General features: G+C 38.8%; 21 protein-coding genes. 14 read left to right on the top strand and 7 right to left on the bottom strand.

Going from position 1 to position 24,790, the window contains the following annotated elements; genetic code table 11:
* The first annotated feature begins 1,942 nt into the window (after window positions 1-1,942).
* The gene (gene glyA, locus QGN23_RS13460; RefSeq protein WP_282904757.1) at window positions 1,943-3,208 is read left to right on the top strand and encodes a serine hydroxymethyltransferase; all 1,266 of its coding nucleotides are present in this window, start codon (window positions 1,943-1,945) and stop codon (window positions 3,206-3,208) included.
* A 1,955-nt stretch (window positions 3,209-5,163) separates the two neighbouring features.
* Here glyA and QGN23_RS13455 read toward each other — a convergent pair.
* Window positions 5,164-5,640 carry a regulatory protein RecX gene (locus tag QGN23_RS13455; protein WP_282904756.1) on the bottom strand — a complete coding sequence of 159 codons (477 nt, stop codon included), beginning with the start codon at window positions 5,638-5,640 and terminating at the stop codon, window positions 5,164-5,166.
* A 269-nt stretch (window positions 5,641-5,909) separates the two neighbouring features.
* On the opposite strand from QGN23_RS13455, the gene QGN23_RS13450 reads away from it, so the two are divergent.
* The 3 genes from QGN23_RS13450 (at window position 5,910) to QGN23_RS13440 (ending at window position 7,731) form a co-directional block, all read left to right on the top strand.
* Complete coding sequence (locus QGN23_RS13450) at window positions 5,910-6,404, top strand: Smr/MutS family protein (RefSeq protein ID WP_282904755.1); 495 nt, start codon at window positions 5,910-5,912, stop codon at window positions 6,402-6,404.
* A gap of 86 nt (window positions 6,405-6,490) precedes the next feature.
* Window positions 6,491-6,901 carry a transposase gene (locus QGN23_RS13445; RefSeq protein ID WP_282904754.1) on the top strand — a complete coding sequence of 137 codons (411 nt, stop codon included), beginning with the start codon at window positions 6,491-6,493 and terminating at the stop codon, window positions 6,899-6,901.
* Window positions 6,898-7,731: an IS3 family transposase gene (locus tag QGN23_RS13440; RefSeq protein WP_317622320.1), complete on the top strand. Its 834-nt coding sequence runs from the start codon at window positions 6,898-6,900 to the stop codon at window positions 7,729-7,731. Before QGN23_RS13445 ends, QGN23_RS13440 begins: the two co-directional genes overlap by 4 nt.
* Window positions 7,732-8,217: 486 nt before the next feature.
* On the opposite strand, the gene QGN23_RS13435 is transcribed toward QGN23_RS13440, so the two are convergent.
* The gene (locus QGN23_RS13435) at window positions 8,218-8,520 is read right to left on the bottom strand and encodes a DUF6370 family protein (protein ID WP_282904753.1); all 303 of its coding nucleotides are present in this window, start codon (window positions 8,518-8,520) and stop codon (window positions 8,218-8,220) included.
* Between the two features lie 363 nt (window positions 8,521-8,883).
* On the opposite strand from QGN23_RS13435, the gene QGN23_RS13430 reads away from it, so the two are divergent.
* Window positions 8,884-9,606 carry a DUF3822 family protein gene (locus QGN23_RS13430; protein WP_282904752.1) on the top strand — a complete coding sequence of 241 codons (723 nt, stop codon included), beginning with the start codon at window positions 8,884-8,886 and terminating at the stop codon, window positions 9,604-9,606.
* Window positions 9,607-9,949: 343 nt separating this feature from the next.
* A complete protein-coding gene (locus QGN23_RS13425) occupies window positions 9,950-10,552 on the top strand; it encodes an RsmD family RNA methyltransferase (protein WP_282906407.1) in 603 nt (200 codons plus the stop codon).
* Between the two features lie 405 nt (window positions 10,553-10,957).
* On the opposite strand, the gene murI is transcribed toward QGN23_RS13425, so the two are convergent.
* Entirely contained in the window at window positions 10,958-11,788 is an 831-nt protein-coding gene (murI, locus tag QGN23_RS13420) for a glutamate racemase (protein WP_282904751.1), read from the bottom strand.
* Between the two features lie 260 nt (window positions 11,789-12,048).
* Window positions 12,049-13,173, bottom strand: coding sequence for a radical SAM family heme chaperone HemW (hemW, locus tag QGN23_RS13415; RefSeq protein ID WP_282904750.1), 1,125 nt, complete (start codon window positions 13,171-13,173; stop codon window positions 12,049-12,051).
* Between the two features lie 223 nt (window positions 13,174-13,396).
* Between hemW and QGN23_RS13410 the strand changes: the two genes are divergently transcribed.
* Window positions 13,397-13,627, top strand: coding sequence for a hypothetical protein (locus QGN23_RS13410; protein ID WP_282904749.1), 231 nt, complete (start codon window positions 13,397-13,399; stop codon window positions 13,625-13,627).
* A complete protein-coding gene (locus QGN23_RS13405; RefSeq protein WP_282904748.1) occupies window positions 13,617-13,913 on the top strand; it encodes a type II toxin-antitoxin system RelE/ParE family toxin in 297 nt (98 codons plus the stop codon). The genes QGN23_RS13410 and QGN23_RS13405 overlap by 11 nt, the downstream gene beginning before the upstream one ends.
* 299 nt (window positions 13,914-14,212) lie before the next feature.
* On the opposite strand, the gene QGN23_RS13400 is transcribed toward QGN23_RS13405, so the two are convergent.
* From QGN23_RS13400 to QGN23_RS13390, 3 genes are all read right to left on the bottom strand, one after another.
* A complete protein-coding gene (locus QGN23_RS13400; RefSeq protein WP_282904747.1) occupies window positions 14,213-15,157 on the bottom strand; it encodes a PorP/SprF family type IX secretion system membrane protein in 945 nt (314 codons plus the stop codon).
* A 234-nt stretch (window positions 15,158-15,391) separates the two neighbouring features.
* Complete coding sequence (locus tag QGN23_RS13395) at window positions 15,392-16,450, bottom strand: RluA family pseudouridine synthase (RefSeq protein ID WP_282904746.1); 1,059 nt, start codon at window positions 16,448-16,450, stop codon at window positions 15,392-15,394.
* Window positions 16,451-16,514: 64 nt separating this feature from the next.
* The gene (locus QGN23_RS13390) at window positions 16,515-17,594 is read right to left on the bottom strand and encodes a PASTA domain-containing protein (RefSeq protein WP_282904745.1); all 1,080 of its coding nucleotides are present in this window, start codon (window positions 17,592-17,594) and stop codon (window positions 16,515-16,517) included.
* 319 nt (window positions 17,595-17,913) lie between these two features.
* On the opposite strand from QGN23_RS13390, the gene QGN23_RS13385 reads away from it, so the two are divergent.
* The 6 genes from QGN23_RS13385 (at window position 17,914) to lnt (ending at window position 24,335) form a co-directional block, all read left to right on the top strand.
* Window positions 17,914-18,771 (top strand): YicC family protein, encoded by an 858-nt coding sequence (locus QGN23_RS13385; protein WP_282904744.1) that lies wholly within the window; start codon window positions 17,914-17,916, stop codon window positions 18,769-18,771.
* A gap of 300 nt (window positions 18,772-19,071) precedes the next feature.
* Window positions 19,072-19,635: a guanylate kinase gene (gene gmk / locus QGN23_RS13380; RefSeq protein WP_282904743.1), complete on the top strand. Its 564-nt coding sequence runs from the start codon at window positions 19,072-19,074 to the stop codon at window positions 19,633-19,635.
* A complete protein-coding gene (locus QGN23_RS13375) occupies window positions 19,632-20,363 on the top strand; it encodes an NAD(P)-binding domain-containing protein (protein ID WP_282904742.1) in 732 nt (243 codons plus the stop codon). Before gmk ends, QGN23_RS13375 begins: the two co-directional genes overlap by 4 nt.
* A gap of 3 nt (window positions 20,364-20,366) precedes the next feature.
* Window positions 20,367-21,386 (top strand): quinolinate synthase NadA, encoded by a 1,020-nt coding sequence (gene nadA, locus QGN23_RS13370; protein WP_282904741.1) that lies wholly within the window; start codon window positions 20,367-20,369, stop codon window positions 21,384-21,386.
* A gap of 191 nt (window positions 21,387-21,577) precedes the next feature.
* Entirely contained in the window at window positions 21,578-21,937 is a 360-nt protein-coding gene (gene folB / locus QGN23_RS13365; RefSeq protein WP_282904740.1) for a dihydroneopterin aldolase, read from the top strand.
* Between the two features lie 736 nt (window positions 21,938-22,673).
* Window positions 22,674-24,335 carry an apolipoprotein N-acyltransferase gene (lnt, locus tag QGN23_RS13360; protein ID WP_282904739.1) on the top strand — a complete coding sequence of 554 codons (1,662 nt, stop codon included), beginning with the start codon at window positions 22,674-22,676 and terminating at the stop codon, window positions 24,333-24,335.
* Window positions 24,336-24,790: the final 455 nt, after the last annotated feature.

The raw sequence follows: 24,790 nt of genomic DNA, 5'->3' as shown, positions 1-24,790 counted from the left end.
GCAAAAAAATATTTGACATGAATGCTGTCTTGCGGGTGTTTTTTAAGACGCAAGGGCGTTTCACTTAACAAAGGCGCAAGAGTTTGGATGAGGGATGCCGCTGCTGAATGTTTGAGTACTTGATTACTTGGGTACTTGGGTATTTGAGTGGATGATTAAAAGGCTGTGTCACGGAGCGGAAAAATCTTTTAATACTTTTCTTTTTAACGCAAGGGCGCAAGAAGTATTTGACATGCATGCTGTCTTGCGGGTGTTTTTTAAGGCGCAAGGGCGTTTGACTTCGTCGAATCTTCGATTTCACTTAACAAAGGCGCGGGATGTTGGATGAGGGATGCCGCTGTCTGAATGTTTGGGCGTTTGGGTGTTTTGATTTCTATTTTACATCCCGACTTCGTTGAAAAATCAAAATTCACTCCCTTTAGGGTTGGGGCAAATGAATTTGATTTTTCTTAACGCAAATAGCTCCTAAGTCGACCCTCCAGGTAAGACAGTTTTTCATTAAAAAGACGGCGTCATTTCGGGGAGGAACGACGGAGAAAATCTGTTAATACTTTTCTTTTTAACGCAAGGGCGCAAAAAATATTTAACATGCATGCTGTTTTTCGGGTGTTTTTTAAGACGCAAGGGCGTTTCACTTAACAAAGGCGCAAGAGGTTTGGTATGGCTACCATTGCTTGAATATTTGAGTACTTGGGTATTTGAGTGGATGAGTGGATGATTAAAAGGCTGTGTCACGGAGCCGAGAAATCTGTTAATACTTTTCTTTTTAACGCAAGGACGCAAAAAAATATTTGACATGAATGCTGTCTTGCGGGTGTTTTTTAAGGCGCAAGGGCGTTTCACTTAACAATGGCGCAGGTTGCTGGATGAGGGATGCCGCTGTCTGAGTGTTTTGATTTCTATTTTACATCCCGATTTCGTTGAAAAATTAAATTCACTCCCTTTAGGGTTGGGGCAAATGAATTTGATTTTTCTTAACGCAAATAGCTCCTACGTCGACCCTCCAAGAAAACAGTTTTTCATTAAAAAGGCGGCGTCATTGCGGGGAGGACCGAGGGAGAAATCTTGTAATACTTTTATTTTTAACGCAAGGGCGCAAAAAGTATTTGACATGCATGATGTTTTTCGGGTGTTTTTTAAGGCGCAAGGGCGTTTCACTTAACAAAGGCGCGGGATGAGGGATGAGGGATGCCGCTGTTTGAGTGTTTGAGTATTTGAGTCATTGGGTACTTGGGTGTTTGGGTATTTGGGTATTTGGGTGGATGATTAAAACGCTGAGTCACGGAGTGGACAAATCTGTTAATACTCTTCTTTTTAACGCAAGGGCGCAAGAAGTATTTGACATGCATGCTGTTTTTCGGATGTTTTTTAAGGCGCAAGGGCGTTTCACTTAACAAAGGCGCGGGATGTTGGACGAGGGATGCCGCTGTCTGAGTGTTTTGATTTCTATTTTACATCCCGATTTCGTTGAAAAATTAAATTCACTCCCTTTAGGGTTGGGGCAAATGAATTTGATTTTTCTTAACGCAAATAGCTCCTACGTCGACCCTCCAGGAAAACAGTTTTTCATTAAAAAGGCGGCGTCATTGCGGGGAGGAACGACGGAGAAAATCTGGTAATACTTTTCTTTTTAACGCAAGGGCGCAAAAAGTATTTGACATGCTGTCTTGCGGGTGTTTTTTAAGGCGCAAGGGCGTTTCACTTCGTCGAATCTTCGATTTCACTTAACAAAGGCGAGAGAGATTGGGTATGGTGCCATTGTTCGAACATCCAGCATCAAGCATCATCTGATCCCTCAAATACCCAAATACTCAAATACTCAAATACTCAATCACCCAACACCCAGCATCCAACATTTTCCTCCCAATCAGAATTCTTCGCAAAAAATTCCATAAATTTGAATTCTTTATTAACGAGAATTTTAAAACATTATTTATACCCTATGGATCCAATTTTTGACCTTATAGAAAAGGAAAGACAAAGACAGACACACGGCATCGAACTCATCGCTTCTGAAAATTTTGTTTCAGAAAATGTAATGAAAGCCGTAGGAAGTGTTCTGACCAATAAATACGCGGAAGGCTATCCCGGAAAAAGATACTACGGCGGTTGCGAAGTCGTAGATGAAATAGAAACTTTAGCCATCGAAAGAGCGAAACAGCTTTTTGGTGTAGATTATGCCAACGTTCAGCCACATTCCGGGTCGCAGGCCAATGCTGCCATTTATCTCTCTGTCCTCAAGCCGGGCGATCAGATTTTAGGACTCGATTTATCGATGGGTGGCCATTTGACCCACGGTTCTTTTGTGAACTTTTCGGGAATTCAGTACAGCGCCAACTTCTACGGCGTAGAGCGCGAAAGCGGGTTGATCGACTATGAGGCCATGCGCCAGAAAGCTTTGGAAGTAAAACCGAAAATGTTAATAGCCGGGTATTCTGCCTATTCCAGAGATATCGATTTCAGGAAATTCCGCGAAGTGGCGGATGAAGTGGGAGCGACCCTTTGGGCAGATATCGCGCATCCAGCGGGATTGATTGCCAAAGGACTGCTGAGCTCACCATTCGAACATTGTCATGTGGTCACTACCACTACCCATAAAACCCTTCGCGGCCCAAGAGGTGGACTGATTATGATGGGCAAAGATTTTGAAAATACTTACGGTCACAAAACGCCAAAAGGAGAAACCAAAATGATGAGTCAGGTCCTAAACGGTGCTGTATTCCCGGGAATCCAGGGCGGACCACTGGAGCATGTGATTGCCGGAAAAGCAGTGGCGTTTGCAGAAGCCATCGATCAGAAATTCGAAGTCTATGCAAAACAGGTGGTAGCCAATGCCCGTGCGTTAGCAAAAGCCATGATGACCCGGGGATTCGATATCGTAAGTGGAGGCACCGATAATCACCTGATGTTGGTTGATCTCCGAAATAAAAACGTCAATGGTAAAGAAACCGAGAAAGCGTTGGTAAAAGCCGACATTACCTGCAACAAAAACATGGTTCCTTTTGATGACAAATCTGCATTTACCACTTCAGGGATCCGTTTGGGAACTGCAGCCATTACGACCAGAGGTTTAAAAGAAGCCGATATGGAAGTCCTTGCCGGCCTCATCAACGACGTTGTCATGAACATCAACGATGACCACAAAATAGCTGAAGTCCGTAAAAAAGTCAATCAAATGATGGAGGGAAAGGCTTTGTTTAATTATTAGATGATAGACGGAGAGATGATAGACGGAGAGATTATAGATAATAGACTAATAGGTGATAGACTATTAGATTATTGCCTTTAAATATAGGAAAACCAATAGATGATAGATAATAGACTAATAGATGATAGACGATAGACTATTAGATTATTGCCTTTTAAATATAGGAACACCAATTTCAAATTCACTGCCGCGATAAAGGCAGTGAATTTGTTTTTTATACAAGGTGGATCTACGTGTCGCCTCACTGTTACGTTTCCCTTTTTGGTGATTGAGCGGGGCCGAAATTACCGTATTGGGAAAACTGACATCAAGAGGAGCACCAATTTCAAATTCACTGCCGCGATAAAGGCAGTGAATTTGTTTTTTTATACAAGGTGGATCTACGTGTCGCCTCGCTGTTACGTTGCCCTTTTTGGTGATTGAGCGGAGCCGAAATCACCAAAAAGGGAAAACTGCTATCAAGGGGAACACCAATTTCAAATTCACTGTCGTGATAAAGGCAGTGAATTTGTTTTTTCTACAAGGTAGATCTACGTGTCGCCTCGCTCTTTCGGTGCCTTTTTTGGTGATTGAGCGGAGCCGAAATCACCAAAAAGGGAAAACTGCTATCAAGGGGAACACCAATTTCAAATTCACTGTCGTGATAAAGGCAGTGAATTTGTTTTTTCTACAAGGTAGATCTACGTGTCGCCTCGCTGTTAAGTGCCCTTTTTGGGTGATTGAGCGGAGCCGAAATCACCGTAGCGAGTCGGCAATGAAAAACTGTTTTTGCTTTGAGGGTCGACTTAGGAGGTTTTTGCGTGAAGAAAAATCAAATTCATTTGCCCCAACCGAAAAGGAGACATGAGACTTAGAGAGAAGGAGACATGATAATTTATTAATCGCCAATAGCAGGCTACCTAACTTTGCCAAAGTTCCAAACTTTGGTAAAGTTGATTACCGAAAGATTAGAAAACCTTTTCATCATGTACGATGAAATAACCCGGAAGGATACGGAAATAAGAAAAATCAAATTCATTTGCCCCAACCCTAAAGGGAGTGAATTTGATTTTTCAACGAAATCGGGATGTAAAATAGAAATTAAAACGACTTCGGAGATTTTTGCGTTAAGAAAAATGAAGATTTCTTCCCATCCAAGTTTTTAAAAGAACATACCTCCTAAAAATCCCCTTTGCCCGAAGCACGGCCATAATCTTTGTTTAACAGCGATATTTTGTTCCCGTGCAAGTCTCGTCTAAGGGACGAGATAAATTTTGGGGATTTTCTTGGAAGAAATCTTCATTTTTTAGCAAACCGACGAAGGAGGTTCGCCGATTCCATTAAAAACAAAAAAAAAGGGATGAGGCAAAAAGATCCAGTCTTGAACTTTTGGTTCTCGTATGTTTCAAGACAAAAGAACTTAATAAAAGAGAAAAAACTAAATTACTTTGCCCGACTATTGAAAAGTGATTGTTTTGATGGGTTTTTGAGTTAAAGTCGGGAATAAGAAAAATCAAATTCATTACCCCAACCCTAAAGGAGTGAATTTGATTTTTCGACGAAATAGGGATGTAAAATAGAAATTAAAACGACTTAGGAGATTTTTGCGGTAAAAAATCTTGAAGAGATTCGCCGATTCAAACAAAAATATAAAAACAGGAGGCAAAAATGAAGATTTCTTCCCATCCAACTTTTTAAACGAGCATAACGCATAAAAATCCCCACTGTTTGAGGGCGGCAAATAACTTTAATCGATAAATAAATGGGGATTTTCTAAGAAGAAATCTTTAAACAAGCATAACGCCTAAAACAATAAATAAGAGGAAGCAAAAGAACTTAAAAAAAAGATATTCTTGCTACGGGAATCCTCATTAACACACTGCTTCCCTGCATCCGCAATGACGCCGCTTTTTTAGTCATCCAAAAACCCAAATACCCAAATACTCAAACATTCAAACAATGGCACCCCTCAGCAATCAGCCCTTCTCTTCATCCTCCATAACCTGCAGTATTTCCTCATATTCAAACCCTTTACCCATCAAATACTTAATGGTTTTGGAATTTTTCTGGTAAGCCTGCAGGCCTTTTATTTTGGAGTGGTAACTCAGGAATAATTTAGCTAAGGTTTTGTGATAATCATCCCCATCAATTTCGTTAAAACAACTGTTGATGAGTTTTTCCGTTACTCCTTTGAATTTAAGATGATTCCGGATTTTGTTCCGCCCCCAGGATTTCATGTAGAATTTTCCACGGATATAGCTGCGGGTAAATCGTTCTTCATTGAGGTAATTTTCCTTCATCAGATAAAGAAGGATCTCCTCTTTGGCTTCCGGAATCAATAGATAATCCCACATCTTCTGCTCCACTTCCTGGTGACAGCGGTCCTGATAAACGCAGTAGTTGACCAGCTTTTGTTTGATTTCCAGAAAGGTGTATGATTTTTTTTCATTCATGGGTTATAAAATGAAGTGGGGGTTAGTATTGATTTTTCTTATTTCTTTTATATTGTTCTGATGCAAAAGTAACAATCCGGAACGGTCGGGACAAGACTGTGAATTTTGATGAGGTGGTTGATTCAAGAACAGAAATCCTTTACCGTAAACACATCCGCAACTGAACACCCCTTTTACCTGTATTCTGAAAAACCTTCAGTGAATTAAATTTTCACCTCCCTGGGGATTCTCTATTTCAATTTCCCTAATTTTGCAAAATAAGGAAAAACATGAAAACAGGCGACCCCGTTTCGGTAATCGATGACAACCTGAAAGGGAAAATCACAGGCATCAAAGGAAAAAAAGTGACCATCGAAGATGAACACGGCTTCCGGTATGAATACAATGCTGATGAACTCGTTCTGCAGCAGGCGGAAATTTATGAACAGATAAAAACCGTGCAGAAAAAAGAACTGTCAAAACCCGTTTCTAAAAAGCATCACAAGAAACCTTTTGTGCTGGATCTGCATTTCGAACATCTGGTAAAGAATCCTGCCGGTTACAACTCCTTTGACCGGCTCTTCCTTCAAAAAGAAAAACTACTGACCACGATCGACTACTGCCGGAAAAACAACCTGAAAAAGCTGGAGATCATCCACGGAATCGGCGACGGTGTTTTGCAGCAAATGGTTCACGACGTGCTGGAAAGCCAAACCAAACTGGAGTTTCAGAACAAAGAAATACTGCACCATCAATCGGGCACCGTAGTGGTGTATTTTAGGTAGTTGGACGATAGACGATAGACATAGACGATAGACGATAGACGATATGTCCGTCCCTGATATAGGTTGACATAAATAAGTCAACAAATATGAAAGCAAACATTAAGAAACTTCAGAAGCATCGGGTTTTCAGTGAGGAATTTAAGAGGGAGATTGTCTCTCTATTTGAGAGTGGAAAATTCAGTGTATTACAGCTTGAAAAACTTTATGGAGTTTCGGACTCTGCTATTTACCAATGGATCTATAAATTTTCTACCTTTAACGAGAAAGGAATTAGAGTTGTAGAAATGAAAGAAAGCAGTGTACATAAGCTAAAAGAACTCGAGCAGAAGATTAAAGAACTTGAGCAAGCCGTTGGTCAGAAGCAGATTATGGTCGATTATCTGGAAAAAATGATTGATATAGCCAAGGAAGATCTGGACATTGACATAAAAAAAAATTACGGCAACCAACGCTCTGCTGGTTCAGGCAACATTCCGAAGAAAAAGAATTCTCCCTGAATGCTTTATATCGGGCAGTAGGGATCAGCAGGCAGGCGGTGCAACAATATGAGTATCGACAGAACATTTTTGATGAAAATGTACGTGCTCTAATGTTGGAAGCCCACGAACTCCGGAATGAGCACCCAGGCTGCGGAGTAGAGAAAATGTATTATGCCTTAAAGCCGGAATTCATGGGCAGAGACCGCTTCATAGAACTTTTTATGGAATTGGGCTTCAGGCTGGAGCACAAGAGGAATTACCGCAAAACGACCCATTCCGTCGCCTCCGAATATCCCAATCTTATCAAAGGTATGGAGGTAAATGCACCTAACACCATCTGGCAGTCGGATATTACGTATATTTACGTTAACGATAGGTTTTATTACGCAGTTTTCATCATTGATGTATACACGAAAAAGATTACAGGATACAAAATATCCAATAATATGAGGGCAACCGCGAATGTAGAAGCCTTGAAAATGGCGGTAAGAGACCATTGTTTTCCTAAAATCCATCACTCGGACAGAGGAGGGCAATACATTTATAAAGAATATGTCAAGTTGCTGAAAGAAGGGTCTACTCAAATAAGCATGGCCTTGTCTGCACAGGATAATGCATATGCAGAGCGGATAAACAAGACCATAAAAGAAGAATATCTGGATCGATGGAAACCCATGAACTTTGAACAGTTGAAGAAATTTACGAAGCGAGCGGTTGATCAATATAATAACCGCCGACCACACAATAACCTTGGCCGGTTATCGCCTGTAGAATTTGAAAGAAGATGGCAGGAAAAGGGATTTTCATCCCAACCCATTATCACCATCAATGATAATAATGAGCCGTAAAAAAAAAGAGGTTACCCAATGTGGAAAGCTATTAAAATATGGATAAATTTAGAAAATGATTGCACTTAAAATTTACCCACATTTTAACAGCCACATTCAACAACGACCATGAAAATAATTATATAAAAACAAGTCAACACTATTCAGGGATTGGCAATAGACGATAGACGATAGACGATAGACGATAGACGATAGACGATAGACGCAAAATTAACTACTCGCTATTACAGCCTGCATCCTGCACCAATTATAAACATCCTGCACCACACATTTAATGAGTGAATTTGGTCAATGAGTGAATTTGGTGAATGCGTGAATAACTTTTTATGAATTGATGATTGATTATTAGCATCAAAACTCCTGCATCCTTGCACCCTGCATCCTTGCACCTTTGCACCCTGCATCCATGCACCCTGCACCCAACATCCTGCACCAAGCATTCTACATCCTACATCAAACACCTAACATCCCGGACCCAGCAGCGCCCTACTCTACATACTTAAAACTGGTTGCGTAGAATTTCCCTTTCTTAACTTCTCCGCTCACGACCGCCTTTTTCATGATTTTGCAGTAGCCGTCTTCGGCGTGAGCGTCACCGTACGTTTTTTTATCTAAACCTTCGACGTGATAGACTTTGCCCTCAATTTTTACGGCCATGGCGCACCCTTTATCGGATTTGATTTTGAACTGACACATTCCGCAAGCTGCGTCAACCGTCTGGTTCTGAACTTTCTGGGCAAAAACACTTACTGAAACTAACAGCAAGAATACCAATAAGACTCTTTTCATACTATTTAATATTGATTAAAAAATTCGTTTAATGGATTTGGTTTCAATCTTGAGATTGCTGTATTTTTTCACCGCAAAAGGTGCAAAAGTTTAATTTTAATAAAAGTGAATCAATAGTCTGCAAAAGAACCCCTGTTAAAAGTGGTTCAATTTTCGGCATTCTTTTGAAGAACTTTTTCTGCAATGATCTTTTGTCCCTTTTGCGGTTAAAACCTGATGGTTTGAAATCTCAGATCCTTTATTAAAAACCTTTGTAAAAGTAGCAAATCTCTTTCATCCGGACTCATGACTTTGCTCATAACCGTTCAAAAATAAGAAAATTTCAAAAGCCGATTAATTTTAATAAATTTGCGCTCGTAAAGCATGGAACAACTCAAATTACTTTTTACCAAAGACGGCGTACAATATCAGGTTTCCAGAAACAGGACTGTTTCTGAGGAAAACTCTTTTTTTGTAACCGAAGAATCGCCTGAAAACGCCCTCAGCCAAAAGATCGATGAGATTTTAGCGCTGAAAAAATTTAAAGAAATTACGGTGATCTCCGCCTTAAATCATTTTACTTTAATGCCCGAAGGTTTTAAGGAACACGATTTGGGCTACAGTCTGATTTCTTATAATGCGCCTGTGGATCAGGATCAGGAAGAATTAATGCTTTCAGTGAATAAGAAATTTGGCGTTCAGTTTTATTATACTTTTCCGAAATCTATTTATCAGAAAATAAAAAATACCGCCGTTCCTGCGAAATTCAATTTCTCGGGCGAACAGTTTTTGAATCAGATATCGGCCAAAAACCAAAAAGAAATTCATATTAATTTATACCATCAGCAATGTGAGTTTTTTGCTTTAGATCATAAAAAAGTAATCCTTTACAATAATCTGGATGTGAATTCGGAAGTTGATTTTCTTTATTTCATTATGTTTACCATCAGTAAAATCGGATTTGGAATTGCGGATACCCAGTTTTTTGTTTACGGCGAAACGACCGAAAATGAAACATTTATTTCAGAACTAAAGAAGTTTGTGAAAAGCCTAAAAATCGTTTACGATAATATTCCGAACAGAAATTTTATTTTGAATGCACGATAAAAGTATTAAGAGCCAGGGAAAAAGTAAAAAATAGCCAGGTGAAGTGAATAGTCAATGGTGAATAGTGAATTTTTTAACTCTTTTTATTCAATCACAAAAGACCCAACAACTTCAGGCATTTGAAGTAAATTAAAAGATCGAAAAAGGTAAATCTTGAAATCCCCTTTGCTGAGTGAAATCGAAGATTCGACGAAGTCAAACGCCTTTGCGACCGTAATTTTTGTAATGCTATTTTTTCAAAAACCTTTGCGCCTTTGCGTTAAAATAAAATAATAGATATACATTTAGAAATAAATTGACTTAAATTGCACTTCTTGTGCACCAAACATCCAGCACCTACACCATGTACAGAATAATCAGTGGCCAATGGAAAGCCAAAAGAATTTCCGCTCCGAAAAACTTCGATGTAAGACCGACGACCGATTTTGCCAAAGAAGCCCTGTTCAGCATTATCGAAAACCGTTTCCGACTGGATTACGCCTCGATTTCTGTACTCGATCTCTTTGCCGGAATCGGATCGATTTCACTGGAATTCGCTTCCAGAGGCTGCAAAGACGTGACTTCAATTGAGATGAATGCCCGCCATGCCGGTTTCATCAATGCTACCGCAACAGAGCTTGAAATGAACACGCAGGTGAATGCCATCCGTGGCGACGTTTTTGAGTATTTAAAGAAAAACAGAAACCGCAAAACCTACGATATCGTGGTTGCGGATCCACCTTTCGAAATGGAGGTAGAAAAATACCAAGAACTCATTTCTCTGGTATTGAAGAATAATTACCTCAAGGAAAACGGCGTCTTTATTTTGGAACACCAAAGCCGTACAAAACTGGAACATCCGAATATTACCGACACCAGAAAATATGGAAACGTAAGTTTTTCTTTCCTAAAACCCAACGAACCACAACCGGAAGAAACGGCTGAAAATGGAGAGATCGTGGAATAGATGATAGACGGATAGATGATAGACGAAATACTGTTTTCAGAGTTATATTGCCACGAATGCACGAAAAAATGTTAGCAGTAACATAGGAATTCGTGTATTCGTGGCATTTTTTTTTAAGAGAAGTTTACCTTTTGAAAACCATTATTCCAGGTTGCTTTTGCAATTTTTTAAATGACTTACCCAATAAAACTTTGCGCCTTTTGTGGTTTAAAGAAACTCAGACCTCCTTTTATAATTGGTTATAAAACGTTTTGCCTTTGCTAAGTGAAACGCCTTTGCGTCCGTAATTTTCATGAAGAATGTTAAGTAAATCTTTGCGTCTTTGCGTTAAAAATTTTCAGTATTTTTATAAGTCTCCTTAAAAAAACTGCATCTTTTTCAGTATAAGAAAACCAGCACCAACTCTTACAATACTTTCAATTCCAGATTGATGGCTTTACCAAAGAATTTTTTGGATATTTTTTCAAAGTTTTTGGTGATGTCTGAAAGGAAAAACTGATAGGTAGGTTTTGGATTATCTTCATTCAGCAAATGATGCTTTTCCAGAATAATTCTCAGTTGATTCGCCACGATACTCGGTGAATCGATTACCCGAACGCGGTTTCCGTAATATTGTTTGATTTCGTTCAGCAAAAGTGGATAATGGGTACAGCCTAAAATCAGGGTTTCAATATTTTTCAATTTACTGTTACTCAGGTAATTATAAATGATCGAATGCGTAATCGGATGATTCCTAAAACCCTCCTCGATGGCGGGCACCAAAAGCGGGGTCGCCAGTTCATCGACTTTAATAAACTTATTGTGCTTGCGGATCGATTTTTTATACAATCCTGAATTGACCGTTGCTTTGGTCGCAATCACCCCCACATTATTGTGTATTTCGTAGGACACTTTTTCAGCAACCGGATTAATCACATCGATCACCGGAACTTGATTATTAACCAATGCCAACACTTCTGTTAACGCATTTGCAGTGGCAGAATTACAGGCAATTACAATGGCTTTACAATTTTTCTCCAATAAAAATTCGGTGATTTTCGTACAATATCCCACGATCGCTTCCCTGGATTTTTCACCGTACGGAAGATGTTTGGTATCGCCGAAATAGATTAAATTTTCATGAGGAAGTAATCTTTTAATTTCTTTGGCAACGGTTAATCCGCCCACACCGGAGTCGAAAATCCCGATGGATTGATTGGCGGAAAGATGGCTGAAATCTGGTTTTATGGTTTTCAAGGGGAAGAAATTTCTGCAAAAATACGAATAAAGAGCTAAGTAAAAAGTGAAAAGGTTAGTAAAGTGGATGGTCAATATGGGTCAATGGTCAATAGTGAATGGTGAATTTCTTTAAAAGCATTTACCGCCAAAGGGATGCTGCCAGTAAAACCATTTGTGCTGTTTGAATTAAAAAAACTCCTCGTACCTCAAACCAGAACCCCCAAACTCGTACCACGTAACCCGAAACCGGCAACTCGTACCTCGTACCTCGCAACCCTCTACACCATAAACAGATCCGACGCAATTCCATCTGCCAGAAACCAATGCTTTTCAGGAATAATAAGATGGTTATTTTCGATCATCAGCAGGCCGTCATCGAGTTTGGTTTTGATTTGATTTTGAAAATAGTCCAAAAGTTCCGCGCTGAATTTTTCCTTTAAGGCAGACAAATCTACGCCCCAAGTTGTTCGCAAACCAATCATCAACATTTCATTGAATTGGTCTTTTTCGGAGAGCAGTTCCGTTTCTTTGGGCAAGATGTTTTTATTTAAAGAATTGATATACAATTGATTATTGGCAATATTCCAGCTTCTTTCGTTTCGGCCGTTATAAGAATGTGCGGAAGGTCCGATGCCCAGATATTCCCGGTATTTCCAGTAAGCAGAATTGTGTCTGGAATGAAAACCGGGTTTTCCAAAATTGGATATTTCGTAATGATCGAAACCGTGATCTTTCAGAAAATCCGTCATGTAGAAAAACTCCTCATGTTGCTCCGCTTCTTTTGGAGCGGCGATTTTTCCCTGAGAGATCCAGGCATTCAACATTGTTTTGGGTTCAACCGTCAGTGCGTAAGAAGAAATATGCGGCACCTGAAGTTCAATCGTTTTATCGAGATTCTGTTTCCAGATTTCGAAACTTGAAGTCGGCGAACCGTAGATTAAATCGATGCTGATGTTTTCAAAACCAAAATCCTGGGCCCGCTTAATTGAACTTTCAGCTTCACCTGCATTGTGCGCGCGGTTCATTAATTTTAAATCTTCATCAAAAAAACTTTGGGTCCCGATTGACAAACGGTTGAAAGGCGTTTTTGATAATTCTTTGAGAAAGTTTTTATCCAAATCATCGGGATTGGCTTCGAGGGTAATTTCAATATTGGAATCAAAAGAGAAATGCTTTAAGACCTCATCAATAATCGACTGAAGTTCATCTGCTTTAAGAATAGAAGGAGTTCCGCCACCGAAATAAAGGGATTTTAAATCTTGGGTTTGCAACTCATTTTTTCTTAAAGAAATTTCTTTTTTTATCGCAGAAATCATCTCCTCTTTATATTTTAAAGAAGTGGAAAAATGAAAGTTGCAGTAACTGCATTTTTGTTTGCAGAAAGGGATATGGAGGTAAATCATTTTAAATAAGAGCCAGGCAAAAAGTGAAAAGAGCCAAGGTTAAGAAGTGAAAAATTTCTGTAATGTACTTAATTTTCAAAGGTAAAAATTATTCAGTTGAATATCTATTTTTTCTTTTCATTGTTTTAAATTTATAATGCATTAAATTTGTACTCTACAATTTTTCTACTTAAATTTATTTTTTTTAAAGTAGAAAACTCATTAATCTTTTAATTGGAATACCATGAACTTACAATACATCAATGATTCACAAGGAAACCCAACTGGTGTTTTTATCCCAATTGAAGACTGGAAAAAATTGGAAAAAAAATATCAAATAAATGATAATTCAGACCTTTTTCAACTTTCGGATCTGCAGAAAAAAAACCTTGCTGAAAGAATAAAATCCGATAAAAAAGATTTTATTCCTGCAAGAAAAGCTTTGGATAAACTGCGTCAAAAACATGGGTTATAATCTCGTTATTCTTAATCGTGCTCAGGAAGAAATAGATCAAGCCTATGAATATTATTCAGAGATTTCTTATTCGGTAATGAAATCTTTTGATGAACAATTAGAACTGGCTTATCAATCTTTGGAAATAAATCCTTTCTTCCAATTTCGATATAAAAACTTGAGAGCGATTCCTTTTAAATCGTTTCCTTATATACTATTTTTCACGATTGACGAAGAGGAAAAATTGGTTTACATTTATTCTGTTTTTAACACCAACCAAGATCCGCAGAAATATCCGAATTTATAAATAACAAAGCCAACACTTTCAGGAGTTGGCTTTTAGATTATTTATTACTCTTATTTGGCTTATATATGGCAAGAAGTCTTTTGGCAGTAAGTATTAATGCTAAAGGTATACTTATAAATAATGAAATTATAATGTTCATATCCATAATAATCATTGTCAAAATATTCTATAATTGCTAAAAAAAATAGAATTCATTATGATCAAGCATATAGCATACAATAAAAAATCTTTCTTCTAATTCTTGAATAATCATTATAATTAGTGATTATAAAAAAAATTAAACAAAAAGCATATAATAATTAATACCGGTACCCTCTCGTATTGATGAAATTTTCTAATTTATATCCGATACTGAGCATGAAACTGCTGCCGGCATACTGTTGAATATCAGACAGCCCGAAATTATAAGTGGCACCGAAAAAGAAATTATTCACCGTTCCTTTGATAACCGGAGAAAATCCTAAACTTTGATTACCGAATTTATTGATTGCTGTTCTAAAACTCACCCCGGCTGAAAAGGAGTTTTCGTCTCCGTTAACGGTTCCCATAACATTGAGATCCACCAGTTTAGATGAATTGGTATTAAAGTTGGCCAGGACAGACGGCGTTACATAAACCTCATCGGTCAGATACCAGTCATAACCCGTGTGGATCAGAACTTTGGTCGGTTCCGGTTCAATACCGTTCACAATAGGAATATCATTGCTTAAAGCGATATCGTTCACAGAAACTCCCGCGAAAAAATTACGGTAACTGAGCGCCATTCCAAGATTGGCATAGACCAGAAAGAGGGAATTCGAACTTAAAACCGGGTCGCCTGGATTCTGTGGATTCAGCATACCCAGGTCGATATTCATATTATAGAAATTCACATTCGTTCCAAAAGAGAACTGGCTTTTTCGCTCGCCATCATCATCCATAGGAATAAAATAAGCAGCACCTGCCGAAATACCATTGGAAGAAATCGGCCCGTTTTGATCTCTGAAAAAAGACAATCCGGCTCCCACCCTGTCAAATACGTTGGCGTGCATCCCGATCGACTGTACATTGGGGGACTGATCGAAATTCGAAAACTGTTTCTGGTAGTTTAAATTCAATACAACATCATCGGTACTTCCATAGAGCGCGGGATTAAAAAGGAAATCGCCGCCAAGCAGATACTGTTGATAAAAAGGCAATGTTTCCTGGCTTTTGTAGCTTCCGAGAAAGACCACCACGAAAAATAACGTATATATTTTTCTCATAATAAGAGTTGCGTGAATTTTCAGCAAAGATAAAAAGTTTTTATGGAACTAAGATTCTATTTAGAACCTGTTTAAATTTAACAATAAATTAACCACAAAGTCACAAAAGCTTTAGGTAAAAACTACTTCTAAAAGTTCACATCAGTTCTTAAAATCAAGATTTTCTAAAGTGTTCTAAATATTTTCAAAGTGAAAACTAATTCTTATGTGGTTTTATTACAACTTAAAAAGGCTCTAAGATTCTAAATATTTTCTCCATTTATTCAGGGCATCGTCCATATCTTTCGGCATTGGGCTTTCAAAATACATTTCTTTCCCGGTCGTGGGATGGATAAATCCAAGCGTGTGGGCATGAAGGGCATGACGGGGCAAAATTTCGAAAACGTTTTTTACAAACTGTTTGTATTTCGGCATATTGATTCCTTTTAGAATCTGATTTCCTTCATATCTTTCATCATTAAAAAGAGTGTGCCCGATATGTTTGAAATGCGCCCTGATCTGATGCGTTCTGCCTGTTTCCAGTTTGCATTCTACCCAGGTGATGTACCGGAAACGCTCGATAACTTTATAATGAGTAACAGCATGTTTCCCCAAAGTTCCGTCTTCGAAAACGGCCATCTGCATTCTGTTTTTCAGATGTCTGCCGATGTTTCCGCGAATCGTTCCCTGCTCTTCTTCCACATTTCCCCAGACAAACGCCCAGTATAATCTTTTGGTCGTACGGTCAAAGAACTGTTTGGCAAGAAAACTCAGGGCGTATTCATTTTTGGCGATGACTAAAAGGCCTGAAGTATCTTTATCAATCCGATGCACCAACCCAACGCGGTCTAAATCTGATTTCACCCCGTTTTTTTCAAAATGAAAAGCCAGGGCATTGATCAAAGTTCCGTCATAATTCCCATGACCGGGATGCACCACCATTCCTGCTGCTTTATCCACCACGACCACATCGTCATCTTCATAAACGATATTAATGGGAATATCTTGTGGAATGATGATATTTTCCCGTGGCGGCTTGGTAAGCAGGACGGAAATTTCATCCCCGGGTTTTACGCGGTAATTCTGCTTAACCGGCGAACCATTGACCACGACGTTCCCCGCGCGGCAGGTTTGCGAGATTTTATTTCTTGAAGAATTTTGCCGGAAATTCACCAGAAATTTATCGATCCGTACCGATTCCTGGCCTTTATCAACGGTGAGGGAAAGGTGTTCAAAGAGTCCGTCCGATTCAGTTTCGTTGGAATCCTGAGTCAGAAAATCTTCTTCCGCGAAATTTTCGTTGTCTTCTATCATTGTATTTTTGAAAAATAAAGCTCCAACATTTCGGTTGAAGCTTTAGTGAGAGGTGTATTAAAAACTATTCAACAATTACCTTTTTAACTTTGGGTTTTTCTTCGGTTTTCGCAGGACTTACCTTTGCCGGTACCGGAGTTGTTGTCGTTTTTGGTTTCGCTTCAGCGGCTTTTGGTTTTTGCTCCGGCGCTGTTTTTGGCATTTCCTGCTTTTTCACTTCCTGCTTTGGAGTTTCTACTTTTGGCACAACCGCTTTTGGCGTTTCCTCTAAAGGGGGTTCACTCCGGTTGGGAACAGGTTCATTATAAACAGGGGGCTCTTCATAATTCCGAGGCTCATAGTTATCTTTGATTCGATACATGGAATTCAACTGTGAGATTTTTCCACGCATTTCCGCCGGCGTTTTTTTACTGGCCCAAAGGTCAATCTGCATTCCCTGATCCCTCACATCAAATGCTGCCGGATCCTGGTAATACACAATATCTGATTCATCGCCACCGCCATCTTCATGTTCGATTAATCCTACTTCGAATAAATTTTGCGCAATAATTAATTTCGCTTCCTGTACGGTTAAGCCCACCAGATTCGGTACGCTGATATTTCGTTTTGGCCCCGCACCAATGACCAGATCAATCGTTGTGAATCTCGGCAACAGGGTACCCGGCTTCAAAACCGACCCATTGTAGAGCATTCTCAAAACAGCATCACGCTGAATACTCGGCTCATAAATGGTATCGCCAATTTTCAACCCAACCTGCTCCAGTTGCCTGAATGCCAATCCTTTGTAACGGTCTAAAATATCCGGTACAGAAACCTGTGCATAGGTTCTCGGATTCACTTTCAGCACGATAGTTCTGCCATCTTTTACGCGGGAACCCGGTGAAGGATAAATTTGTAAAACCTGAAAAGGTTTGAATTTTGGGTCGTATTTAAAACTGTCGACTTCGTATCCCAAGCCTGAATCATCTAAAATTTTAATGGCTTCATGCACCGATCTATTCATCACATTGGGTACTGCGATTTCTTTTCCGTGATTCGTATGTATTTCTAACCAGCGAAATGTCAGCCAAACTGCCCCTACGAAAACGGCAGCCGCTAGAAGTATATTAACCAGGACTTTCCAGTGGAAGAACGATTTAAGCATATTTCTCAATCTTTTATTAAGTGCAAATATATAAAATAATCTTTTCTGTCATTATTATAAATTTCAGAGCGCTCCCGATTTATAAGTTGATTGGCATTTTAATGAGTGACGGATAATGCGCAATGGGTGATATTGGGTGGCTTATTTAAGCTGAAAATCTGTGAAACTGGCGGTGTTTTTTTTAATGACGTGGTTAAGGAAAGAGTTATTCCGACCGCGATCTTCAGAATAGTATTTTTAAGATTTAAAAAGACTTTGATCTTTCTTTTTTAAGTTTAAAAGATTTGAAATAATTATCTTTGTAAGATAAAGCAAATACATGATTTTATCCATGACCGGCTTCGGCAGAAGCGAAGGAGTTTTCGAAGGCAAAAAAATAACCATCGACATTAAATCCCTCAACAGCAAATCTTTTGATTTAAACATCAAAATCCCATTAAGATATAAAGAGAAAGAATTCGAAATGCGCAAAATACTCAACGACAGAGTTCTCCGTGGGAAAGTTGATTGCTACGTGAATATCGAATCCCTCAATAACGCCAGTGATGTGAATATAAATCACGATCTGGTGCAGGCGTATATGCAGGAACTGAAAAAGGTGGCCGGAGACGGTCCCGATTTCGAATATCTGAAAATGGCGGTGAGAATGCCGGAAGCCATTTCTTCTAAAAGCGATGAACTCAATGATAACGAATGGATTTTCTTAATCGAATTATTAGAAGAAGCTTTAACAAAATTTGACAATTTCCGACGGATAGAAGGTGAAATCCTGCAGGAAGAACTGCACCGGAATATCAACAAAATTGAGAATTGCCTCCATCAGATAAAACCTTACGAAGAAGTGAGAATGGATGCGGTAAAAGAGCGCTACCGCAATTCACTCAACGAATTTGACCAGATCGACGAAACCCGTTTCTATCAGGAAATGGCGTATTATACTGAAAAACTAGATATCGCTGAAGAAAAAGTACGGCTCACTCAGCATTTAAAATATTATCTGGAAGTGATGATCGAAGAAAGCTGCAACGGCAAAAAACTCGGGTTTATTTCCCAGGAAATCGGCAGAGAAATCAATACCCTTGGCTCCAAAGCCAACCACGCAGAAATCCAGAAACTCGTGGTCATGATGAAAGATGATCTGGAAAAAATAAAGGAACAAACGCTGAACGTATTGTAGACTAAAAGATAATAGACGGATAGAGGATAGACGGATAGATGATAGACCAAAGAGTTGATTGATTATCTAAATGCAGATCCATAATTAGAAGTAATTGTAAAATCCTTGCGAACTTTGTGCTAAGTGGACATCAACTTTTCGAACTTAAAAAAGCTGAAACCGCGAGTCTATAGATAAAACCTTTATATTACTTTGCACTAAAAAATTAAAATCATGAATCGGAGATGCATAATTATCTTTTATCTCTCCGTCTATTATCTATCCGTCTATTATCTCTCCGTCTATAAAATTAAAAAACCAATGAACAAAGTAATCATATTCTCCGCTCCGTCCGGAAGTGGAAAAACCACTCTGGTAAAACACTGTCTGGAACATTTTTCGGAACTGGCATTTTCAATTTCCTGTACGACGAGAAATCCGAGAGGCGAAGAACAACACGGTATCGATTATCATTTCATCACTCCTGATGAATTTCGCCAGAAAATTACTAAAGGGGCTTTCGTAGAGTTTGAAGAAGTATATACCGACAAATATTACGGGACCTTGAAATCAGAAGTCGAACGCATCTGGGCCAGCGGAAAAGTCGTTATTTTCGATGTGGATGTGCAGGGCGGAATTGCCCTGAAAAAATATTTCGGCGACAAAGCACTGTCTATTTTCATCATGCCGCCTTCGGTGGCCGCTTTGGAATTAAGATTGATCGCAAGAGGAACCGATGACCTGGAAACGATTCACATGCGCGTTGCAAAAGCGACAGAAGAAATCTCTTTTAAAAATGAATTCGACAAAATTGTAGTCAACGATCAGTTGGAAGTGGCTAAAATTGAAATCGACAATTTAATAACGCAGTTTTTGAAATCATGAGAATCGCCATTATCGGTTGCGGTTGGGTTGGAGAAAAATTAGCCAAATACTGGACTGATAAAAAGCACCATGTCATCGCCACGACCACCACACCCGATAAAATAATTCCGCTGAAGAAAGTGGCGGCAGAAGTTCATTTGCTGGACTTTCGCTCAACGTTTGATTTTGATTTTTTAAACGATGTCGACGTTGCCATTTTCAGTATGCCGATTTCGAGAAATGACTGGCATGAGGGTTTTGAAAAACTCGACAAACAATTTCCAAAAACCATCTTTTTCAGCTCGACCGGAATTTATCCGCAGGAAGACAAAGTATTCACTGAAAGCGACACCGGAAATTTACGGCCAGACATTGTCTCCTCAGAAAATCTGGTGCGAAAGAAATATCCACAAACCACTATTTTGCGTTTTGGCGGATTAATGGGTGACGAACGGTCGCTTCAAAATTTCTTTAAAAACAGGTTGCCGGAAAATCCTGACAAGCTTACCAATTATATTCATTACGAAGATATTTTGTCTGTCGCAGAACAACTGATTCATTCTGAAATAAAAGCGGAAACTTACAATCTCGTGGCTCCGGAACATCCGTCAATCGCAGAGATTCTGAATCTGGAAAATAAAAGCAGCAGCGATAAAAAAGAAATTCAACCCCAAAGAATCATTTCTTCCCAGCATTTAATTCAAGATTTTAATTATACATTTATACATCCCAATCCTAAATATTTTTAACCCATGAGCACAGAAAATTTAGAAACCGCAAAAGACAACCTTCCCGTAAGGGGTTTTTTAAATATTAAAGATTTAATCATTCCACAGGGTGAAGATTTGGTAAAAGCCATTTTAGATCTTAAAAAAGAAAAAAACGCCGTGATTTTGGCGCATTACTACCAACCTGCAGCCATTCAGGATATTGCCGATTATTTGGGTGATTCCCTCCAGTTAGCGCGTGCGGCAAAAGATACCGATGCGGATATGATTGCTTTTTGTGGCGTTCATTTTATGGCAGAAGCAGCAAAGATTCTGAATCCTACAAAAAAAGTCGTCCTGCCAGATACGCAGGCTGGCTGTTCACTGGCAGACGGTTGCAGTGGTGCAGGTTTGCGGGCAATGCGGGCAAAACACCCGAACGCTTTAATCGCGACTTACATCAACTGTAACGCCGAAACCAAAGCAGAATCAGACATCATCGTTACCAGCTCCAATGCCGAAACCATCATTCGGTCGTTACCGGAAGACCGACCTATTATTTTCGCACCGGACAAGAATTTGGGGAAATATTTAATGAAGAAAACCGGCCGCGAGATGATTCTCTGGGACGGAAGCTGTATCGTTCATGAAGCTTTTTCTATGGAAAGAATCGCCCAACAAATGGCCGATCATCCTCACGCAAAACTCATCGCACATCCGGAAAGTGAAACGCCTGTTTTAGATTTGGCTCATTTCGTGGGTTCCACTTCTGCACTCTTAAATTTTGTGGAAAAAGACGATGCTCAGGAATTCATCGTAGCCACCGAAGAGGGAATTCTTCACGAAATGCAAAAACGTGCTCCGCACAAAAAACTGATGCCAGCCTTGGTTTTCGATGAATCATGCAACTGCTCGGAATGTTTTTATATGAAAAGAAATACGCTGGAAAAACTCTATCTCTGCATGAAATACGAGCTGCCGGAAATCACCATGGATGAAGAGTTGCGCCTGAAAGCACTGAAACCGATTGAAGCGATGCTGGAATTATCGACGACGATTAAATGATAAGTTGACGGATGCTTGGGTATTTGGGCATATTTTTTTTAAACATTAAGGCATTAAGATGAATTAAGATGACTGAAAACAGCCGTTAATAATTACTTTAATTTTTGCTATGTGAAATATTCACGTCCCTTTTTAAACAGTATTTTTGTTTAAAATCCTGGCGTCTTTTGCGGTAAAATAAATCTAAAAAAATGACTTCAAAAATAATTATAGAAGACCTGAAAATTTACGCTTACCACGGCGCACTTCCCGAGGAAACGCTCATCGGAACGTTTTATCTTTTGAATGTGGAAGTTCAGGCCGATTTGTGGAAAGCCGTAGGAACGGATGATTTAAACGACACCATCAATTACGCAGCCATCAACGATATCATTCATCAGGAAATGAAAATTCCCTCCAAATTGATGGAACATGTGGCGGGCAGAATTCTGAAAAATATCAAACTGGCTTTTCCGCAGATTTCCTTTATTAAAATTAAAATCACCAAAACCAATCCGCCAATGACGGGCGAAATGCACGGCGTAAGCGTGGAGATCGAAAATCAGTTTTAGCTTTAGACGACATTAGCCACGAATGCACGGATCTTTCTAAAATCATTTCAATTCCCATCAAAATAATGGAGTATTTGATGAATAATTTTATTCCTCCAAACAGAAATAAATTCGTGCATTCGTGGCAAAACTAAATAGCACGAATATTTCCTCAAATCATTAATTTCCAGTAATTTGACGATTAATTTCATTCCTCAAAACAGTAAAAAATTCGTGCATTCGTGGCAAAAATAAACAAGGCCACGAATGCACGAATCTTTCTCAAATAATTAATTTCCAGTAATTTGACGAATAATTTCATTCCTCAAAACAGTAAAAAATTCGTGCATTCGTGGCAAAAATAAACAAAGCCACGAATGCACGAATATTTCTCAAATCAGTAATTTACAGTAATTTGAAGAACATTTCCACTCCTCCAAACAGTAAAAAATTCGTGTATTCGTGGCAAAAATAAACAAAGCCACGAATGCACGAATATTTCTCAAATCATTAATTTCCAGTAATTTGACGAATAATTTTATTCCTCCAAACAGTAAAAAATTCGTGTATTCGTGGCAAAAATAAACAAGGCCACGAATGCACGAACATTTCTTAAATCATTAATTTCCAGCATTTTGACGAATACTTTTATTCCTCAAAACAATAAAAAATTCGTGCATTCGTGGCAAAAAGATTACATTTCAATGCAGAAACAGAAATCCTTATCTTTGAAAATTAAATTCGTTTTAAACAACTTATGAAATATATTATTTTGTCCTTACTCTCGGCGGTTCTGCTGAGTATTTCATGGCCCACGTACGGCATTCCGTTTTTTATATTTTTTGCGCTCGTTCCTTTATTAATAATCGAACATGATATTTCTAAATTTTCTAAAATCAAAAAGAAAGGCAGGGCAATTTTCGGACTGACTTTCCTCTGTTTCGTGATTTGGAATATCGTCACCACCGGGTGGTTATACGGAGCGAAAAATCCGGACGGCACCAATTCTTTATTAGCCGTTGTGGTCCCGGTTTTATTGAATTCTCTCTTTTATTCCTTTATTTTTCAATGTTATCATTGGTATAAAAACGCGCAGGGAACTTATTTCGGACTGACCTTCTTGGTTGCCGTCTGGATGGTTTGGGAAAAAATCCATTTGAGCTGGGAATTCACCTGGCCGTGGTTGAATTTAGGAAACGCATTTGCCGATTATCCGCAGCTGATTCAGTGGTATGACACCTTTGGGGCAACAGGCGGAAGTTTCTGGATTTTACTGGTGAATGTTTTTGCTTTCTACACATTACGAATTTGGGAAGCCGGCAGAAAAAGAAAATCCTTAATCATCAACTCCTCCATTCTTGTTGCGGGAATTGCTTTGCCCATGATCATTTCAGTGGTGAAATACCAAAACTTTGATTTAAAACCCATTGGGTCGGTCAATGTTTTAATGCTGCAGCCGGACTTAAACCCCTACACCGAAAAATATTCAAAGGACAGTTTAACCATTTTAAATGATTTACTGACTTTAGCCGAAGAAAATTCAAACGGACAAATCGATTATTATATCGGTCCCGAAACTTCACTTCCCGGCTTTGGTTCGATTTCTGAAACGGGTTTTGAACACAGCGAACTTTTAAATAAAACGAAAGAATTTTTAACGAAACATCCGAAATCTGTTTTTGCCACGGGAATTTCATCCCACCGTTTTTACGCCAATGAAAATGAAAGATCAAAAACCGCGTACCAGACTTCGCAGGGAATGTACGTGGACAGTTATAATTCTGCCATTCAAATCATCCCTAACCAAAAAATAGAAGTTTATCACAAAGGTAAACTCGTGCCGGGTGTAGAGATTTTCCCTTACATCAATATACTGAAACCCATTCTCGGAAATGCGATGTTGGATCTGGGCGGAACAACTGCTTCTCTGGGAATTGACGAAGAAAGAAAGGTGTTCGACAATCCTTTTAACAAAGGAAAAATGGCGCCGATTATTTGCTACGAAAGTATTTACGGGGAATTCGTTACAGATTACGTTAAAAAAGGCGCGAACTTTTTAGGAATTATGACGAACGATTCCTGGTGGGGCGTTACACAAGGTCACAAACAACTTCTGGCTTATGCCAAAATGCGCGCCATAGAAACCCGGCGTGAAATTGCGAGATCTGCCAACAGCGGGATTTCTGCGCATATCGATGTGAAAGGTGATGTGGTGGCAGATACCTTTTATGGCGACAAAACAGCTCTTTTTGCGAAAATTGATCTGTATGATCACCAGACTTTTTATACCCGAACGGGAGATTTATTATCGCGGCTTTCTATTTTCGTTTTCGGCTTTCTGATTTTTTATAACTGGATTAAAAAATATCAGAACAGAAAACCGCAGGAACCGATAAAGAAAATTGTGATTAAAAGGTAAAAAGTGCGCTCACGGATTTCACGGATTGAGATTATTGTAAGTTTTTATTAAAATAGCTTGAAGAATTGAATGAAATTTTTTCAACATTAAGGCATTAAGGAAGATTAAGAATTGACCGCTAAAAGGAGTGCTCTCTTAATTATTCTTAATCTCTTAATGGTTCAATTTCTGCTTTTAATTTTCAATTTTTTTTAACCGCAAAAGGCGCAAAAGTTTGATTTTAATAAGTCTTTCAAAAGATGGCAAAAGTTGCTGTAAATTATTTTTTCAACCACACAGTCACAAAGTTGTGTTGAAGTTTTTAAGCTGCTGAAAAGTGCATGAAGATTTGTGCGCAGTAATTTCCGAAGGAGTTCTTAATGAACTTAATTTCTTCATTAAATCTTAATGGTGAAAATTCACTATAAGATTCATTGAAAATTTTGTAAACTTTTCAGAAGAATTATATTTACTTG

The organism is Chryseobacterium gotjawalense, assembly GCF_030012525.1.
GTDB classification, from domain to species: domain Bacteria; phylum Bacteroidota; class Bacteroidia; order Flavobacteriales; family Weeksellaceae; genus Kaistella; species Kaistella gotjawalense.
This window is presented reverse-complemented; position numbering and strand designations above follow the sequence as displayed.

What these genes read in the sequence shown, in the direction of transcription:
- glyA (WP_282904757.1), top strand. Translation starts at nt 1,943, where the DNA reads ATGGATCCAATTTTTGACCTTATAGAAAAGGAAAGACAAAGACAGACA.
- QGN23_RS13455 (WP_282904756.1), bottom strand. Translation starts at nt 5,640, where the DNA reads ATGAATGAAAAAAAATCATACACCTTTCTGGAAATCAAACAAAAGCTG.
- QGN23_RS13450 (WP_282904755.1), top strand. Translation starts at nt 5,910, where the DNA reads ATGAAAACAGGCGACCCCGTTTCGGTAATCGATGACAACCTGAAAGGG.
- QGN23_RS13445 (WP_282904754.1), top strand. Translation starts at nt 6,491, where the DNA reads ATGAAAGCAAACATTAAGAAACTTCAGAAGCATCGGGTTTTCAGTGAG.
- QGN23_RS13435 (WP_282904753.1), bottom strand. Translation starts at nt 8,520, where the DNA reads ATGAAAAGAGTCTTATTGGTATTCTTGCTGTTAGTTTCAGTAAGTGTT.
- QGN23_RS13430 (WP_282904752.1), top strand. Translation starts at nt 8,884, where the DNA reads ATGGAACAACTCAAATTACTTTTTACCAAAGACGGCGTACAATATCAG.
- QGN23_RS13425 (WP_282906407.1), top strand. Translation starts at nt 9,950, where the DNA reads ATGTACAGAATAATCAGTGGCCAATGGAAAGCCAAAAGAATTTCCGCT.
- hemW (WP_282904750.1), bottom strand. Translation starts at nt 13,173, where the DNA reads ATGATTTACCTCCATATCCCTTTCTGCAAACAAAAATGCAGTTACTGC.
- QGN23_RS13410 (WP_282904749.1), top strand. Translation starts at nt 13,397, where the DNA reads ATGAACTTACAATACATCAATGATTCACAAGGAAACCCAACTGGTGTT.
- QGN23_RS13405 (WP_282904748.1), top strand. Translation starts at nt 13,617, where the DNA reads ATGGGTTATAATCTCGTTATTCTTAATCGTGCTCAGGAAGAAATAGAT.
- QGN23_RS13400 (WP_282904747.1), bottom strand. Translation starts at nt 15,157, where the DNA reads ATGAGAAAAATATATACGTTATTTTTCGTGGTGGTCTTTCTCGGAAGC.
- QGN23_RS13395 (WP_282904746.1), bottom strand. Translation starts at nt 16,450, where the DNA reads ATGATAGAAGACAACGAAAATTTCGCGGAAGAAGATTTTCTGACTCAG.
- QGN23_RS13390 (WP_282904745.1), bottom strand. Translation starts at nt 17,594, where the DNA reads ATGCTTAAATCGTTCTTCCACTGGAAAGTCCTGGTTAATATACTTCTA.
- QGN23_RS13385 (WP_282904744.1), top strand. Translation starts at nt 17,914, where the DNA reads ATGATTTTATCCATGACCGGCTTCGGCAGAAGCGAAGGAGTTTTCGAA.
- gmk (WP_282904743.1), top strand. Translation starts at nt 19,072, where the DNA reads ATGAACAAAGTAATCATATTCTCCGCTCCGTCCGGAAGTGGAAAAACC.
- QGN23_RS13375 (WP_282904742.1), top strand. Translation starts at nt 19,632, where the DNA reads ATGAGAATCGCCATTATCGGTTGCGGTTGGGTTGGAGAAAAATTAGCC.
- nadA (WP_282904741.1), top strand. Translation starts at nt 20,367, where the DNA reads ATGAGCACAGAAAATTTAGAAACCGCAAAAGACAACCTTCCCGTAAGG.
- folB (WP_282904740.1), top strand. Translation starts at nt 21,578, where the DNA reads ATGACTTCAAAAATAATTATAGAAGACCTGAAAATTTACGCTTACCAC.
- lnt (WP_282904739.1), top strand. Translation starts at nt 22,674, where the DNA reads ATGAAATATATTATTTTGTCCTTACTCTCGGCGGTTCTGCTGAGTATT.